Annotated in this window: 14 protein-coding genes and 1 pseudogene; 8 read left to right on the top strand and 7 right to left on the bottom strand. The window is 55.2% G+C overall.

The features are described from left to right. The first annotated feature begins 564 nt into the window (after nucleotides 1-564). Nucleotides 565-2,211: a mechanosensitive ion channel family protein gene (locus BMX27_RS04675; protein ID WP_090158678.1), complete on the top strand. Its 1,647-nt coding sequence runs from the start codon at nucleotides 565-567 to the stop codon at nucleotides 2,209-2,211. 449 nt (nucleotides 2,212-2,660) lie between these two features. On the opposite strand, the gene BMX27_RS04670 is transcribed toward BMX27_RS04675, so the two are convergent. Beyond that, nucleotides 2,661-3,143: a nucleoside deaminase gene (locus BMX27_RS04670; RefSeq protein WP_090158677.1), complete on the bottom strand. Its 483-nt coding sequence runs from the start codon at nucleotides 3,141-3,143 to the stop codon at nucleotides 2,661-2,663. A gap of 66 nt (nucleotides 3,144-3,209) precedes the next feature. Here BMX27_RS04670 and BMX27_RS04665 point away from each other — a divergent pair, with 66 nt between their 5' ends. From BMX27_RS04665 to BMX27_RS04655, 3 genes and pseudogenes are all read left to right on the top strand, one after another. Continuing rightward, on the top strand, nucleotides 3,210-3,629 hold the full coding sequence (locus tag BMX27_RS04665) for a VOC family protein (RefSeq protein WP_090158676.1): 420 nt from the start codon (nucleotides 3,210-3,212) through the stop codon (nucleotides 3,627-3,629). Between the two features lie 654 nt (nucleotides 3,630-4,283). Next, nucleotides 4,284-4,880: pseudogene (locus BMX27_RS04660) on the top strand (IS3 family transposase); the annotation flags it as partial. A gap of 77 nt (nucleotides 4,881-4,957) precedes the next feature. Then, nucleotides 4,958-5,947: a type VI secretion system-associated protein TagO gene (locus tag BMX27_RS04655; protein WP_090158674.1), complete on the top strand. Its 990-nt coding sequence runs from the start codon at nucleotides 4,958-4,960 to the stop codon at nucleotides 5,945-5,947. A gap of 38 nt (nucleotides 5,948-5,985) precedes the next feature. On the opposite strand, the gene BMX27_RS16695 is transcribed toward BMX27_RS04655, so the two are convergent. Further along, nucleotides 5,986-6,504, bottom strand: a complete 519-nt coding sequence (locus tag BMX27_RS16695) for a hypothetical protein (protein WP_143056783.1) — start codon at nucleotides 6,502-6,504, stop codon at nucleotides 5,986-5,988. Nucleotides 6,505-6,631: 127 nt separating this feature from the next. Between BMX27_RS16695 and BMX27_RS04650 the strand changes: the two genes are divergently transcribed. Continuing rightward, nucleotides 6,632-6,994 (top strand): DsbA family protein, encoded by a 363-nt coding sequence (locus BMX27_RS04650; RefSeq protein ID WP_256212394.1) that lies wholly within the window; start codon nucleotides 6,632-6,634, stop codon nucleotides 6,992-6,994. Nucleotides 6,995-7,227: 233 nt separating this feature from the next. Here the strand turns inward: BMX27_RS04650 and tnpB are convergent, their stop codons facing one another. The 4 genes from tnpB to BMX27_RS04630 form a co-directional block, all read right to left on the bottom strand. Next, nucleotides 7,228-7,578 carry an IS66 family insertion sequence element accessory protein TnpB gene (gene tnpB / locus BMX27_RS04645; protein ID WP_143056782.1) on the bottom strand — a complete coding sequence of 117 codons (351 nt, stop codon included), beginning with the start codon at nucleotides 7,576-7,578 and terminating at the stop codon, nucleotides 7,228-7,230. Beyond that, on the bottom strand, nucleotides 7,575-7,988 hold the full coding sequence (locus BMX27_RS04640) for a hypothetical protein (protein ID WP_090158672.1): 414 nt from the start codon (nucleotides 7,986-7,988) through the stop codon (nucleotides 7,575-7,577). Before BMX27_RS04640 ends, tnpB begins: the two co-directional genes overlap by 4 nt. Before the next feature lie 101 nt (nucleotides 7,989-8,089). Beyond that, nucleotides 8,090-9,115: an NAD(P)-dependent alcohol dehydrogenase gene (locus BMX27_RS04635; protein ID WP_090158671.1), complete on the bottom strand. Its 1,026-nt coding sequence runs from the start codon at nucleotides 9,113-9,115 to the stop codon at nucleotides 8,090-8,092. A 12-nt stretch (nucleotides 9,116-9,127) separates the two neighbouring features. Continuing rightward, the gene (locus tag BMX27_RS04630) at nucleotides 9,128-9,850 is read right to left on the bottom strand and encodes a DUF4386 domain-containing protein (RefSeq protein ID WP_177172643.1); all 723 of its coding nucleotides are present in this window, start codon (nucleotides 9,848-9,850) and stop codon (nucleotides 9,128-9,130) included. Nucleotides 9,851-9,983: 133 nt separating this feature from the next. Here BMX27_RS04630 and BMX27_RS04625 point away from each other — a divergent pair, with 133 nt between their 5' ends. Beyond that, nucleotides 9,984-10,883 (top strand): LysR family transcriptional regulator, encoded by a 900-nt coding sequence (locus tag BMX27_RS04625; RefSeq protein WP_090158669.1) that lies wholly within the window; start codon nucleotides 9,984-9,986, stop codon nucleotides 10,881-10,883. A 36-nt stretch (nucleotides 10,884-10,919) separates the two neighbouring features. Here the strand turns inward: BMX27_RS04625 and BMX27_RS04620 are convergent, their stop codons facing one another. Further along, nucleotides 10,920-11,633, bottom strand: coding sequence for a helix-turn-helix transcriptional regulator (locus BMX27_RS04620; protein WP_090158755.1), 714 nt, complete (start codon nucleotides 11,631-11,633; stop codon nucleotides 10,920-10,922). An 87-nt stretch (nucleotides 11,634-11,720) separates the two neighbouring features. On the opposite strand from BMX27_RS04620, the gene BMX27_RS04615 reads away from it, so the two are divergent. Both BMX27_RS04615 and BMX27_RS04610 read left to right on the top strand, forming a co-directional pair. Beyond that, nucleotides 11,721-12,656, top strand: coding sequence for an alpha/beta fold hydrolase (locus tag BMX27_RS04615; RefSeq protein WP_090158668.1), 936 nt, complete (start codon nucleotides 11,721-11,723; stop codon nucleotides 12,654-12,656). 89 nt (nucleotides 12,657-12,745) lie between these two features. Beyond that, on the top strand, nucleotides 12,746-13,771 hold the full coding sequence (locus tag BMX27_RS04610; RefSeq protein ID WP_090158667.1) for a helix-turn-helix domain-containing protein: 1,026 nt from the start codon (nucleotides 12,746-12,748) through the stop codon (nucleotides 13,769-13,771). Nucleotides 13,772-13,788: the final 17 nt, after the last annotated feature.

Below are 13,788 nucleotides of genomic sequence, written 5' to 3'. Positions count from 1 at the left end.
TCTGTTCTTCCGTGAACCTTGATCGCTTCATCGTCCGTCTCCTTTACAAGGAACAGACTAACCCCAAATCGCGGACTTTTTAGGGGAGCAGGTCACAATTTGAAGCCATCAGCGATTTTCGCCGTGACGGAAAAATTGCTCTTTGGACGGCAAGCTGCATTGCTGCCTGCGTCCTTGTAGTTGGTTGGGGGATTGGGAGCGACGCTTTCGTCCGCGTATACACTGGATTTCCGGCGATGGTTCCGACAACGGCTGCCTGTATCATCGTTTCCGCTGTCGGTTCTTTGCCATCGCGGTGGTCTCGCGGGCAGCGATGGCCTTTGGTCTGCGGATTGCTGATTGGTGTCCTTGTCTTCCTCGAGATGTTTACGGATTTCGGTTTGTGGCTCTACGGCGACAGCGAAGACATGGCTTGAGGTCAGCTGCACGGACTTTCCGACGGGAGATCGATGCCGCTTGAATTAAGGAGGTGGCAATCCTTAAAGGAACCTAATAACTCCGTGGTCGTTCGCTCGCATACACCTTTGCAGATGAGGTCACCCACCAGCTTTTTAAGGAAGCTAAATGCGTTGCATCGCTCGATACATTCTCATCACGAGTCTTTGGATCTCGACAGGGCTATTCAATGCCGCTGCTGCTCAGGACGCAGTTTTCGAGAGCAATGTGCTCAATGTTGGGCTGGGCGAGGTGCCAGATACAGTAGATCGGAGTTCTCCGCAGTCGACGCTGGAAGCTCTCTTGGATCTTGCCGAACTGCAGGATTTCAAATCCGCCGCTCACCTGCTGAACCTTTCACCAGTTCCAGTCTCGGAACAAGCTGAGAAGGGCCCGGAACTCGCCGAGAAGCTTTATGAGATCATCACCAGGAAGGTCGTGATCGACTGGACCGATTTAATTGATCGACCTGACGGTATGGATGCCAACGCCACCACGGATGGTGCGGTTGCCGGCCAAGCAAGACGGTCAATTCTTCTTTGGGTTCTAATCATCGACGATCGGCCATATCCTATCAGACTGGACCGAATTCAGGTTGGTGACACCCCGCCAGTCTGGGTGTTTTCCCAGAGGTCGGTCGCCAATATCGAGAAACTGCACGCGAAATTCCGCCCGTCCCGGCTGGAGGAGGCTCTACCGGGGTGGACACGCGAAATCGCATTCTGGCACCTCATGTGGTGGGAGGTGTTTGGAATCCCTCTTATGCTCGTGCTGGCAGGGTTGTCAGGCGTATTGACACACAAGGCGCTTTCTCGCGTGGCTGACAACGCACGGCGTAGTTTCAGAACAGAGATTGTTCAGTCAACCAGGATGCCCGCGATGATCTTCGTTATGACGACGATCATCGCGGGCATCAGCGCGATGTTCGTATTCTCTGGCGGGGTCTCGACATTCATCTCGCCGTTTCTAGCGCTAGGGTATGTCCTGACCACCCTGATCTTGGTCATCAACGTTATCGACAGGATCATCGACCGGCTGGTTGATTTCGATGACGTGTCCTTAAAGAGTGCCCAACACGACGGGCGACGTTCGATGGCAACAAAAATATCGCTGGCGCGTCGTATCCTGATCGTCGCCATCTTTGTTATGGGTGCCGGTATTGTCATGACCGAAGCCAACCTTTTTCGGACTTTCGGGTTCTCCCTTCTGGCTTCGGCCGGCGCTCTGACTCTCATCCTCGGTTTCGCGGCGCGCGAGGTGCTCTCAAATATCATGTCGTCCATGCAGATCGCTCTCAATCAGTCGGCGCGCATCGGGGACAAAGTGCTCTTCAAAGATCACGTTTGTCACGTTGAACGGATCAATTTCACTTTCGTCCAGTTGCGTGTTTGGACAGGTGTGCGGCTCGTTGTCCCCGTGACGGAGTTCGTGGCAGAGACTTTCGAGAATTGGACGCTTCAGGAAACAAACATGAAGCGCCTTATTGAGGTGAAGGTCGCACATACCGCGGATGTCGAAAATCTCCGTCAGATTTTTTATGATGTGATCGAAACCGTGGATGCCGAGGAGCTAGGCGACAAGGATGAGCATTTGGTTATGGTCACAGATCATGACGTATTTGGCCAAGAAGTCACGTTTGCGCTTTCTTGTGCCGATCCCAACACGTCGTTCGTCGTATCCTGCGATGTCCGCGAGAAACTTATCAGTCGCATGCAAGGTCTAGAACGAACGGGTGTTGAAGTTTTCCCCGAGGCCGAACCCGTCGAAGCCGTGTGAGATCATCCGCAAATCGAAAGCGCCTGAGATACCACATGAGAAAGAGGATGGGAGATCGTAAGGCATCGAGACCGTTTCAGTTGGCTGCGGTCAAGGTGCGATCACCCACTTCGTCGAGGAGGTGGACCTGTCGCGGATTAATGCCGCTCCTTTCATTGCATTTACTGCAACAAAGAAGATTGACTATCAAACAGAGGCGGACGGACGAATTCCAGCAAGTTCCGGTGCGGAACATTTACATCACTCGACTAAAGCGCAAGCCCAGTCCCAAAGTGGTCGGGCCGCAACCTTGGCCTTTAGGAGGATAGCGACGCTAGCCTCCGGCTAACTGCGATTGGCGAAAAGTCAGAGGCCAGTGCAGATGTATCTGCCGGTTTCGGACATTCGTCATCGTATCCTTGAAATGATAATACAGGGATACAGCGCGCTGACCCTAACATGACGGATGGTCATTCGTCGCCTGCCTCGTAGAGGTGTAGAACCGCATTTTCCATCACTCCGCCGATATGCGTGAACGGCGTGCCGCCAGCAACAAAGGTATCGATACTCAAATTCGGAAATGCGAAATACTTTGTCGCTACATTTTCTTGTCGTGCGCAAAAAATAACGCGCTTGATTCCGGCAAACCGCATCGCAGACAGACACATCTCACATGGTTGCAGCGACGAGATCAGCGTGCATTCCGATAGCTGTTTGCGGTCAAGTGACTGGGTCACACGTGCGATCAAAACCATCTCGGCGTGCTTGGTAGGGTCGCCCTGCAGGTTTACCTCATTCTCGGCAACTTCGATCACGGCATTTCCGCTGACAATCGCTGCAGCGATCCCGTTCCGATATGAGTCGCGCGATGCATTTAAGGCCCGATTGACCACACCGCTTACGGCTTCCTTTTCTGCTGGTGTCAGAGGAAACGCGTTCGAATTGTCTGCCATTTGTAATCTCCTTTAAAGCGCTACTTATCGTTCACTTAGTCGGAAAACTCATGTGAGGCCTGAACGGTGCCAAAGCTTGTTAAAATTCTTGAGACGGCGATTTATGTCGCGGATCTGGAGCGCGCACAGACCTTCTACTCCGAAATTATGGGGTTGGAGCCGTTGAAAACCTCAGACCGGTTGTGTGCAATGAATGTAAACGGGCAGAGCATTCTGCTATTATTTCACAAAGGTGGGACCGCTGATGGGGCGGTTGCGGATGGCGAAAATGACATTCCTCCGCATGATGCGGATGGGCGCATCCATTTTGCGTTCGAGACATCACATGACGAACTGAACGACTGGATCACGCATCTGGACCAACACGATGTTGAAATTCTGAGCCGCACGAGTTGGTTGCGGGGCGGCAAGAGCATTTATTTCCGTGACCCCGACGGGCATCTGCTTGAATTGGCGGCATCGCCAGGTCTGTGGCCCGATCACTAAGCGATCATCGAGGCGCAAAGGGGGATTACCGAAGCATTGAGCTTACGCAGCCGCTTTCGGGTATTAGCCAGACACCGCGTGCTCCACGCACGAGAAAAATTACCCCAGCTCAATTTCGAGACGCTTGATCCGCTGGGAGACTGCGCCCCGAGATAGGATCGGCTCCTTAATTAAATGCAGGTTGACGCTCTGGACGCGAAACGAGATGGGTCTCGGAGAATCTTTTCCGCCTCCCCGAAGGACGCGCTGACATCGCGAGTTATAATCTGACGCTAAAGATGGCCGGACTGTGCGAAAGGCTGCTTTCGCGACGGACTGGAGACCATTTGCAGGCGCGGCGAATGGCAGCTCTCCGCCCATTCTGTGGAAAAACTCCCGTTTGCGCGCGCAGAAATAACTGTTCTGAATTTGGCGCAAGCGCCTTTCCTATCACGCTTTGCGCGTTTGCTGCGGTGCGGGAAAGATCTTCGCCAGTTTGCGGAGGTTCTGGACGGTTGCTGCGAGTAGGAATTCGTCATTTGCGCCACATGGACCGCTGAGGTGCCCCCCGAAAACTGGACACTGACGTAAGCTTTGAATTGCTGTCTGCTGATCTTCACCAAGAAGGAGATCGAAGATGTCGAAACGAAAACAGCATGCCCCTGAGTTCAAGGCGAGACGGAGCAGAACCTTGCGCTGATGCGGCTGATCGATGTGCAGTTCCTCGAGACACCGTTCTTTGGCGTCCGCCAGATGACCTGGCACCTGCGCAACGAAGGCCATGCGGTGAACGAGAAGCGCGTCCGTCGGCTCATGCGCCTGATGGGATTGATGCCGATCTATCAGAAACCCAACACCAGCAGGCCGGCGAAGGGGCACAAGACCTACCCCTATCTGCTGCGGGGTCTGCGGGTAGACAGGCCAAACCAGGTCTGGTGCGTGGACATCACCTACCTGCCCATGCGCCGCGGGTTCCTCTATCTGGTGGCGATCATGGATTGGCATACCCGGATGGTTCTGTCGTGGCGAATCTCGAACACGCTGGACGCGGACTTCTGCGTGGAGGCGCTGAACGAGGCCATCTATCGGTTTGGACCGCCGGACATTATGAACAGCGATCAAGGGTCGCAGTTCACATCCTTTGCCTGGACAGACCGCCTGCGCCGCTCGGGCGTCCGCATCTCGATGGATGGCAAGGGTCGCTATCTGGACAACATCTTCATTGAGCGGCTGTGGCGAACCCTGTCCGCAAGCTGTGTTGGCGTGCATAGTTCCATACAGGAGCAGGCGACGTGAATTCGTGGGGTCACATTCTTGACTGCTCTCGTTCCTGTCCGTCCGGAGGCTTCATGCGCACCACACTTCTCCTGATCGCACTTGCCGTCTTTCCGCACGCTGCCCTCTCTCAGGCTGCTCTCGAGCGCCATGTCTGGCAGGATGCTCGGTCCTTTGCGCCCTACAGTCGGACAGCCGAGGCGATCACCGGCGCGATCACGCTGTCGGGCAATGACCACTTCGCCACCAAAGGCAGCACCATGAGTATCACCTTCGGGAATGGGACAAGCGTCGGCTTGGTTTCCGAGGGCGCCACTTGGCGCCCGTGGAGCTTGGATGGTGAGCAGAAGCAAACAGCCGAGATATTCCGGCTGTCGAATGACCACGGACCCCTGCAAAACGGCAATACTCTGTGCGGCGAGCCCAATCCGGCTCAGGACCTCTACGCAGTCTTTTTCGAGGATCTGTCTTTCGACGAGGATTTCCTGCTGCATCTCGCAATGTTTCAGTCGTCCGATCCTCCCTTCGATATCCACAGCCCTGGGCTCTGTGGCACCTACACCTACAGTGTCGACGCCGAGCTCGAAAGCGCCCCTGCGCCGGGTAGCTCCACCGGCGGCGACTGGCGCATCCAGTCCGACATCAATCCGCTCGATGATACCAGGACCGTCACACTGCTACTGACGGCTGAGGAGGGCAAATCGCAATCGGGAGATCCCGTGGTGCTCGTTGCCCGATGCCAATCGAACAAAACCGAGGTCTATGCCATCTGGGACGACTATCTTGGCGACGACTCCTCCGACGCTTACGCGGAGTGGAAGCGCGTCATTGTTCGGGTCGGCCAGGGAGAGGCCAGAGAGGAGCGGTGGAGCCTGTCCACTGACAAGGAGGCGACCTTCGCCCCCGAATGGCCCGGCGCCTTCCTCAAGGAGCTTCTCGACGAGGAGCGACTGGTCCTGCAAACGACGCCTTACTCGGAGAATCCGATCACGGCTGTGTTCGGGATCGCCGGCCTCCGCGACGTTCTGGGCGAGCTCGCACAGACCTGTAACTGGAGCTTTTGACCGAGGCGAAGCAAACCGTGTTGGCTCGGTTTGATGTGTTAGCGGTTTCGGAGTTTTTCGACGATTTCATCGACTATTGCATATCCCGCCCGAGAAAGATGAGGACAAGCTATCAGTTCTCCATCGGTCCAGCCTGCAAGATGGTTCGCTGAGGCCACGCCATGAGCTATGATGACACGAGGACTGAACGTGGTCATAAGCAAATCAAAAGCTTCTGTGCTGCTGGCGGGCATATTCGCCATTCTGGTTGATGGCGTAGCGAAAATATTGGTTTCCAAAACGTTGTGAACAGACGCCTTGAACCGGTCGATACGAAGGCGAGTAGCTGATGCCCCCTTGCCGCGCGCTGCCCGTTCCGCATCGTAGTCTTTGCGCCATGAAGCGTAATCGAATCCGCGCTCAGAGGACCAAAACCGCCACCAGTCTCCGCCCGTTGTAGCCGCGTTATACCCCACGACCCATACTGGACAGGCAGACGGGTGACCAGTGCAGACAAATGGTCTTTGCGTCGAAGGCTTGCCGATAATTGCCGCAAGGGCTGTTTCGAAATCGGTCATTATAAATCCGTAGATGGCTTTATGCATGCGTTCAAGCAATGTCTCTGTCGCGATAGGGCTACTCGGTCCGAACAACCGACCAACACGGTTTGCGGACACCCCCGACAAACCCGTTAAGACTGCATACATGCGGCGGGATATCGAACGCCGTGCGCGGCGGTATGGACTGTCGCCGCGCATCCCTGCTTCCTATCCTCTCTCAGGTCTTGTGCCGGCCAACAAGGTCGCCATCTTGGGTGTCGAAGAGGGCTGGATCCAGGACTACACTTGCGCCACCTATCGACGCTGGTTCGAAGATGGGGATATGGCCGGCGAGGAGCCGAACCTGAGCGCGTGCATAGAGGAGATCGGCCACGACCCCGCCCGAGTATTGGCAGACGCTCAGTCCGAACGCATTGAGCAGGTGCTGACGCGAGCTACGGATGAAGCAACCGAACTGGGAATTTTCGGTTCGCCTACATTCGCGGTAGATCGAGATATTCTGGGGTGACGATCTTCTGGAAGATGCTGTTCAATGGGCCAATGAGCTGAGCGTGGACTGAGCAGTAACTTGTCACCTCCTGGCATTCGCCGGGTCGAACGGGCTCCCGAAGATTTTGTCAGGGTCGGTCGCTGCCGGCGACATTTACAGCCCGAGGACCCGTCGCCGCTTCACGAACGGGATGAGCACCACAAAAGGCAAAAGACTGGACTCAGACAAGCTTTGTCGCATTGCTGATCCAATTAAAGAAACACAGGCTTTCTCGCAGTGACCTCCTTCAATTTTGTCCAGTCGATGCCCTCAAACATCGCGTCAAACTGGACCTTGCTGAGCACGACCGGTCCAGACTGCAGCTTTGGCCAAGTGAAGCGCCGTCCAACCAGCCGCTTCGTGATCAAGACAAGGCCAGATCCATCCCAGATCAAGAGCTTCAATCTGTCAGCCCTCCGAGATCGGAAGACATAGATCGCGCCGGAAAACGGATCCAGATTGAAGTTTCCGTGAATGCATGCGGCCAGCCCGTCCATACCCTTCCTGAAATCCACAGGTTCGGTCGCGATAAAAATTTTGAAATTTCCGCTCGGTGAAATCACGCTGCCCCCCTGACGGCCCGCAGAACCTCAGAGAGTTGACCAACCGGATATCCAGTCGGGACATCAACCGTGATGTCACCGATCGTGATACGGCAGGAAAGTCCGTTGATGCCGTTTTCTGCGGCAGTAGTTTGGGCAAAGGTTCCAAGATCAGAGGAGGCGCGCACTGCTTCCACAAAATTGGGACCCGGCGACACCTCTGCCTTTTTGACCCAAAGTGCCACCAGAGACTTATTCGCACCGATCTCCTCAGCCGTTTCGCGGATCCCAGCTCCTTCCTGAATTTTTTTGACCGCAAGCAGCCTCAGCCCATCAGGCCATGTCCGCCGGCCAGACGTGGAAACTGGGATAGTGAAACCCCATATCTTCACCTCTCGCGTCGCGCCGTTATCCATTGTGATGTTCTCCATACCTTCAATGGAGACACCATCGCAAAACCCTTATTTTATTGAAACATGGGGTCTTTGCACCGCTTACTATACAAAGACCAACGATCCGTAGTTTCATTTTGTCAGACATTGACCAGATCCTTCGTATTCATAGCGATTTCTGTGCTGACTTTTGGCATGACGGCAACGACCACGTTGCCCATTTTCCGCCCAGTATCGACATGAGCATGGGCCGCTCGCATATCGTCAAATGCGTAACGTCTGTCGATGACGGGACGAAGGATGCCTTGCGCTGCGAGATCTACGACCGCCTCCACTATTTCACGGCTCTCTGTTGCGACCCCGCCGACCATTTTCTTTCCTTTGATGGTCGCTTTGAGGCCCCCAAAGAACATGTCCGATGTCTTGCCCGCAATAAGAACCATCTTTCCACCAGGACGGATGGCGTGTTGGGCTTGTGACCATGGCAGGGTTCCAACAGCATCGATCACCATATCATATTGAACACCATCTTCGACAATGCTCTCAGTCCTGTAGTCGATGACGCGGTCTGCCCCCAGCTTCTGCACCAAGTCGGTATTCTTGCCGCTGCAAACAGCAGTGACCTTTGCCCCGAGATGCTTTGCGATTTGCACGCTGGCTGAGCCTACGGAACCGGACGCACCATTGATCAGTACTCTATCACCGGACTTCAGCTTGGCCTTGTTGACAAGAAAGTCATAGGCCGTTGTTCCACCAAACGGTATGGCGGCGGCTTCTGCGAAGCTGACGGTGTCAGGCTTCTTGGTCAGCTTTCCATCCGCCGGCATTGTGATGAACTCGGCATGTGCGCCGAAGCTTGCTCCGGGGAACCCGATGACTGCATCGCCTGCTTGGAATGTAGAGACCTCTGATCCGACCTTATCGATGATGCCGGAGAACTCTGTCCCAAGGATCGGTTTGCGGGGACCCGTGATGCCGAAGACCAACCGCCCCAACAGCCCAAGACCTTTTGGCATCGTGAGGCTGCGTGCGCGCCAGTCACCGGCGCTGACCGTCGTCGCGACAACCCGGATCAGAACCTCATCTGGCTTTGCGATCGGTGTGGGGACCTCGATGCGTGAAACGACGTCGGCAGATCCGTATTGGGAATAGGAATAAGCAAGCATGAGATGTCTCCTCTAGGCCGCAACAGATGCGGATTGATGGGTTTTGGGGGTAAGGCGGCCTCCGCGGATCAGCAGCCAAAGGCCAAAGCTGATCTCGGAGATCGAGACGATGACGAGCAACGCGATGAAGGTGTAGTTGATGGCTGCCACATCGACGAAGGTCAGTTTCGCGATGCCTTGGATCAGATAGCCAAAGGCTCCTACGAACAGCCCCTTTCCTAAAAGATGTGGAACAACGTCAGACTTCAGGATCAGCCAACCAAGGGCGAGAAGATGGACACCAAAGAAGAGCTGCCAGATGAAGACGCCCATGGCCTGCGCCTCGAAGCAGAATTGAGCCATTGCATGAAGTTGCGCGGTGTCCCGTTCGGTCGGTTGCGTCAGCAGAACATATGGCATCACCCAGAGCAGCAGGTTGATCCCCATGACCGTGATCATGCCCGCCCGGGAAATCAGGGCAGCCATCGCCATCTTTGGTCCGACGTGTCGGAACATCTGATAAAGGATCGCCGTGATAGCTAGTTCAAATAGGATCACGGCGCTGTCAGCCAGAACGCCAAGCTGAAAGAGACCTCGATTAGCCAAGAGATTGGCACTTGAAATGGCGCCATCGGCAGCCATGATTTGCATCGGCACATATCCAATGCTGAAACCACCGCAGATCGCAATGGCCAGATAAAGGCCTCCTGCGGCGCGGGCCGCTTGTGGGTCCCAGTGTTGCGTTGCGTTATTCATGGCGTTTCCTTTCACGGTTGCGCCGGACTGGGTCAGCCTCGCTGTCAGTGACCGGCAGAGCGTTAGCTTGTTCTTGGGATGGGTGTACGTCTGACCGTGAACCATGCGAATTGACCAATTCTCTAATTTTGATATGCAGATTTGCATGGATTGGCGGTCGGTAAAGTTTGACTGGAATAAAGCCCGCGCTTTTTTGGTGACGGCGGAAGAAGGATCACTCTCTGCTGCCGCGCGCGCATTGGGCATGGCGCAGCCGACCCTTGGGCGGCAGGTTGATGGTTTAGAGCAGGAACTTGGGGTCGTGTTGTTCGAACGTGTCGGTCGGGGGCTGACCCTGACGCCAAGCGGCATGGAGTTGTTGGAGCACGTGCGCGGCATGGGTGAGGCTGCTGGCCGGGTCTCTTTGGTCGCGCTGGGTCAGTCGCAGGCGCTGGAGGGGCCAATCAGCATTTCGGCAAGCGAGACTTATGCGGCTGTGCTGCTACCGCCGATCGTGACGAAGCTACGCAAACTAGAACCCGGCATCCACGTTGAGATTGTTGTCTCTAACCACGCCAGCGACCTGTTGCGCCGGGAAGCCGATATCGCGATCCGCAATTTCCGACCGACCGAACCTGACTTGATCGCCAAGAAGATCGGTATGGCCGATGCTATTCTTTATGCCACGCCTGACTATGTTGCAAAACTGGGCAATCCAAAGACGCCTTACGATCTCCGGCACGCTGACTTCATTAATCTGGATCGCAGCGGCGGCATGTTGAAAGGCCTCAATAGTCTGGGCCTTGGTCTGACCGAAGCAAACTTTCCGCTGCTAACCGAGAGCTATCTGGTGATGTGGGAATTGGTAAAGCAAGGGGCGGCCATTGGTGTTCTGGATGCGCAGATTGGCGATGCAGAACCTACCGTTGTGCGTGTCCTGCCAGATTTAGAGCCGCTGCAATTTCCGATCTGGCTTGTGGCGCACCGCGAACTGACAACAAGCCGCCGTATTCGGCGCGTCTATGATTTTCTGATTGAAGAACTGAAAAGATAAGCAAACTGCGGCTTCTGATGTGGGTTGCAGCCAAGGCTATGCATAGCGCACCCGGTGAACACCATCACCGAACATGACGTGTCGCTTACGAAACGTTGACCCTGCGACCACTTTCGGCGTCGTGATCCGATCCATTCTGAAATGGCGAAAATCTTGTCGCTCTGGGTCCCAAGCAACAAGGTACCAAAGTGGCGGAAGAACGAGCATTGCCTGCGGCTCAACCTCGCGTTCCGAGCGGACCCCACGAGCATCAGAATAATGAAAGCGTAAGTAATTTCTGTTCAGAAACGCGTCCTCGAATGCCGAAAGCAACGCAGGATCGGACACTGTAATATCAGAAACATCAACCTCTGGGGCCAACGGACCAACATAGAGACACTCTAGCAGACGCCGCAAATCGCGCAGCTTATCAGGCGGCAGCGTTTTCTCGATCTTGGCCAGTCCCGCATCGGCCAGCCGCGAAAACGGAAGCTGCCCTGCCGCCTGCATACTTGCCACGCTGATCACCAATGCGAACACTTCGGTCACGGTCAGACGCGCGGCGGTTTGCACGGAGCGTGTATCCATCGATACCCCACCGCCCCGGCCTTGTTCGGTATCAATAACGAACCCTTCATCCCGCAGCGCTGCGATATCGCGCAGGATAGTGCTGCGCGATGCCCCAACCTCTTCGGCCAGACCCTTGATCGTCGCCGACCCCGAGCGTCGCAGGGAGCGGACAATCGCGTCCTGTCGTGCTCTGCCATTCATGAGGACGACCATAGCATAAAAGGTGTCAGTTTATGATACCTTTATAATCTACGATGTTGCTTGACCCAAATTAACGGAGACAAAGCAATGTTAGACACCACCAAGTTCCCTGCGCCCACATTCGTGGACGTCAACGGTGTGACCCTCGAGGTTTTCGAAGCCGGTCAGGAAAATAAAGACAATCCGATTGTCCTGTGCCACGGCTGGCCAGAGCACGCCTTTTCCTGGCGTCATCAGATGCCGGCCTTGGCGGCGGCTGGCTATCACGTCATCGTGCCCAACCAGCGCGGCTACGGCAATTCTTCGTGCCCTTCGGAGGTAACGGACTACGACATCTCGCATTTGACCGGAGATCTTGCCGCTCTTCTTGATCACTTCGGCTACGACGACGCGATCTTTGTCGGCCATGACTGGGGCGCAAATGTCGTCTGGAGCATGGCGCTTCTGCACCCAGCACGGGTCAAGAAGATCATCAATCTCGCACTGCCCTATCAGACGCGCGGCGAGACGCCGTGGATTGAAATGATGGAGGCATTCCTTGGTCCTGATAACTACTTCGTTCACTTTAATCGGCAGCCTGGCGTCGCGGATGCCATTTTGGACGCAAGCGCTGATCGGTTCCTCCGCAATCTGTTTCGAAAGAATGTTCCACTAGCCCCGCCAGAACCGGGCATGATGATGATCAATCTTGCTCAGACCGCAGACGCGGCTGGCGAGCCCGTGATGAGCGATGTGGACCGCGCGGTCTTTGTCGCGGCTTTCGAACAGAATGGATTTACAGGCAGTATCAACTGGTACCGAAATATGGATCGCAACTGGCACATCCTTGCAGATGTCCAGCCGATCATCCGCAAGCCCGCACTAATGGTTTACGGCGAACAGGATATGATCCCAAAGTCTGAGACCCTTGCGGAGGTCGTACCGGGTGTCGACGTCGTTAGCCTCAATTGCGGGCATTGGATCCAGCAGGAATTGCCGGAAGAGACAACAAAGGCGATTTTGGACTGGCTTGCAGGTCAATGATGCAGGTAGGCGCAGACTTGACCGGCCTTCTTGATTAAGGCCGGTTCAAGGGCCTAGTGTTAGACGGCCTCTTGATATGAGTCCAAGCGATGACAGAACAAACAATGGCGGCGGGATTTGCGCGTAGCTTTTTGGACTACGCTTGCGAGAAGGGCGCAAAACGCGCCATCTTGCTCGCCTCCAGTGGCCTGACCAGGGATGATCTATCAGATCAGGACAGCCGCATACCCGAGGCCGCGTATAGGGCGATGATTGCTGCAGCAATGAAGCAGACTGGTGATACGTCGCTCTTATTGCGCCACACCTTTGAATCGCGCCTCGAAACCATCTCTGTCGTTGGGCAGATCGTGCACACTTCTTCATCGTTTCGGCATTCGATTGAGCAGCTCAATCGCTATCTGCACCTAATGGCCAGCGGGAAGCTGACATCCGGAACCGACCGATTTGAAGTTCTGCATGAGGGCGGCAGCCTTTGGATCGTCGATCATCTGGAAGTTTCACCTGAAGCATATCTGCCGACCGAAGCATCATTTGCCCGCTTCATCAGCGAGTTTCGCCGGTCATTTCCGGATGCAATATTCGAGATCGGGTTGGAGGTTACTTATCCGTCGCCGCCTCACGTGGGCCAGTATCCAGAATTGTTCCGTATCCCCGTGCAGTTCAATGCGCCCCGCAATGCACTTCAGATTGATCCAGTTTGGGACAGCCCCGCGACCCAGTTCGATCCAGGAAACACCTATGCCTTCGGCATTTTCACGCAACACGCAGACGCTTTGTTGAAAAAGCTGCGGGCCGATACGTCGATCCGCGCGCAGATCGAGGCCCAGATCCTGCCCAAGATGCATGAAGGGGCGATTTCGATGGACAGGGTGGCCAGTGACATCGCGATGAGCCGCCAGACATTGTACCGTCGCTTAAAGGATGAAGGTGTCACCTTCGCCGAAGTCCACGACGACCTTCGCCAGCGGATGGCGATGGAGTATTTGGAAGGCCAGAAGGTGACAGTAAACGAAACAGCCTATCTTTTGGGATTCTCTGAAGCATCTTCGTTTGTTCGTGCTTTCAAACGATGGACCGGCCTGAGCCCAACCGCCTACATCAATCAGGCGGCCTGACAGCACTCTGTTACCAA

Source organism: Loktanella sp. DSM 29012 (assembly GCF_900110705.1).
Taxonomy (GTDB): domain Bacteria; phylum Pseudomonadota; class Alphaproteobacteria; order Rhodobacterales; family Rhodobacteraceae; genus Loktanella; species Loktanella gaetbuli.
The sequence above is the reverse complement of the archived record's forward strand: the minus strand, read 5'-3'. Positions and strand labels throughout refer to the sequence as shown.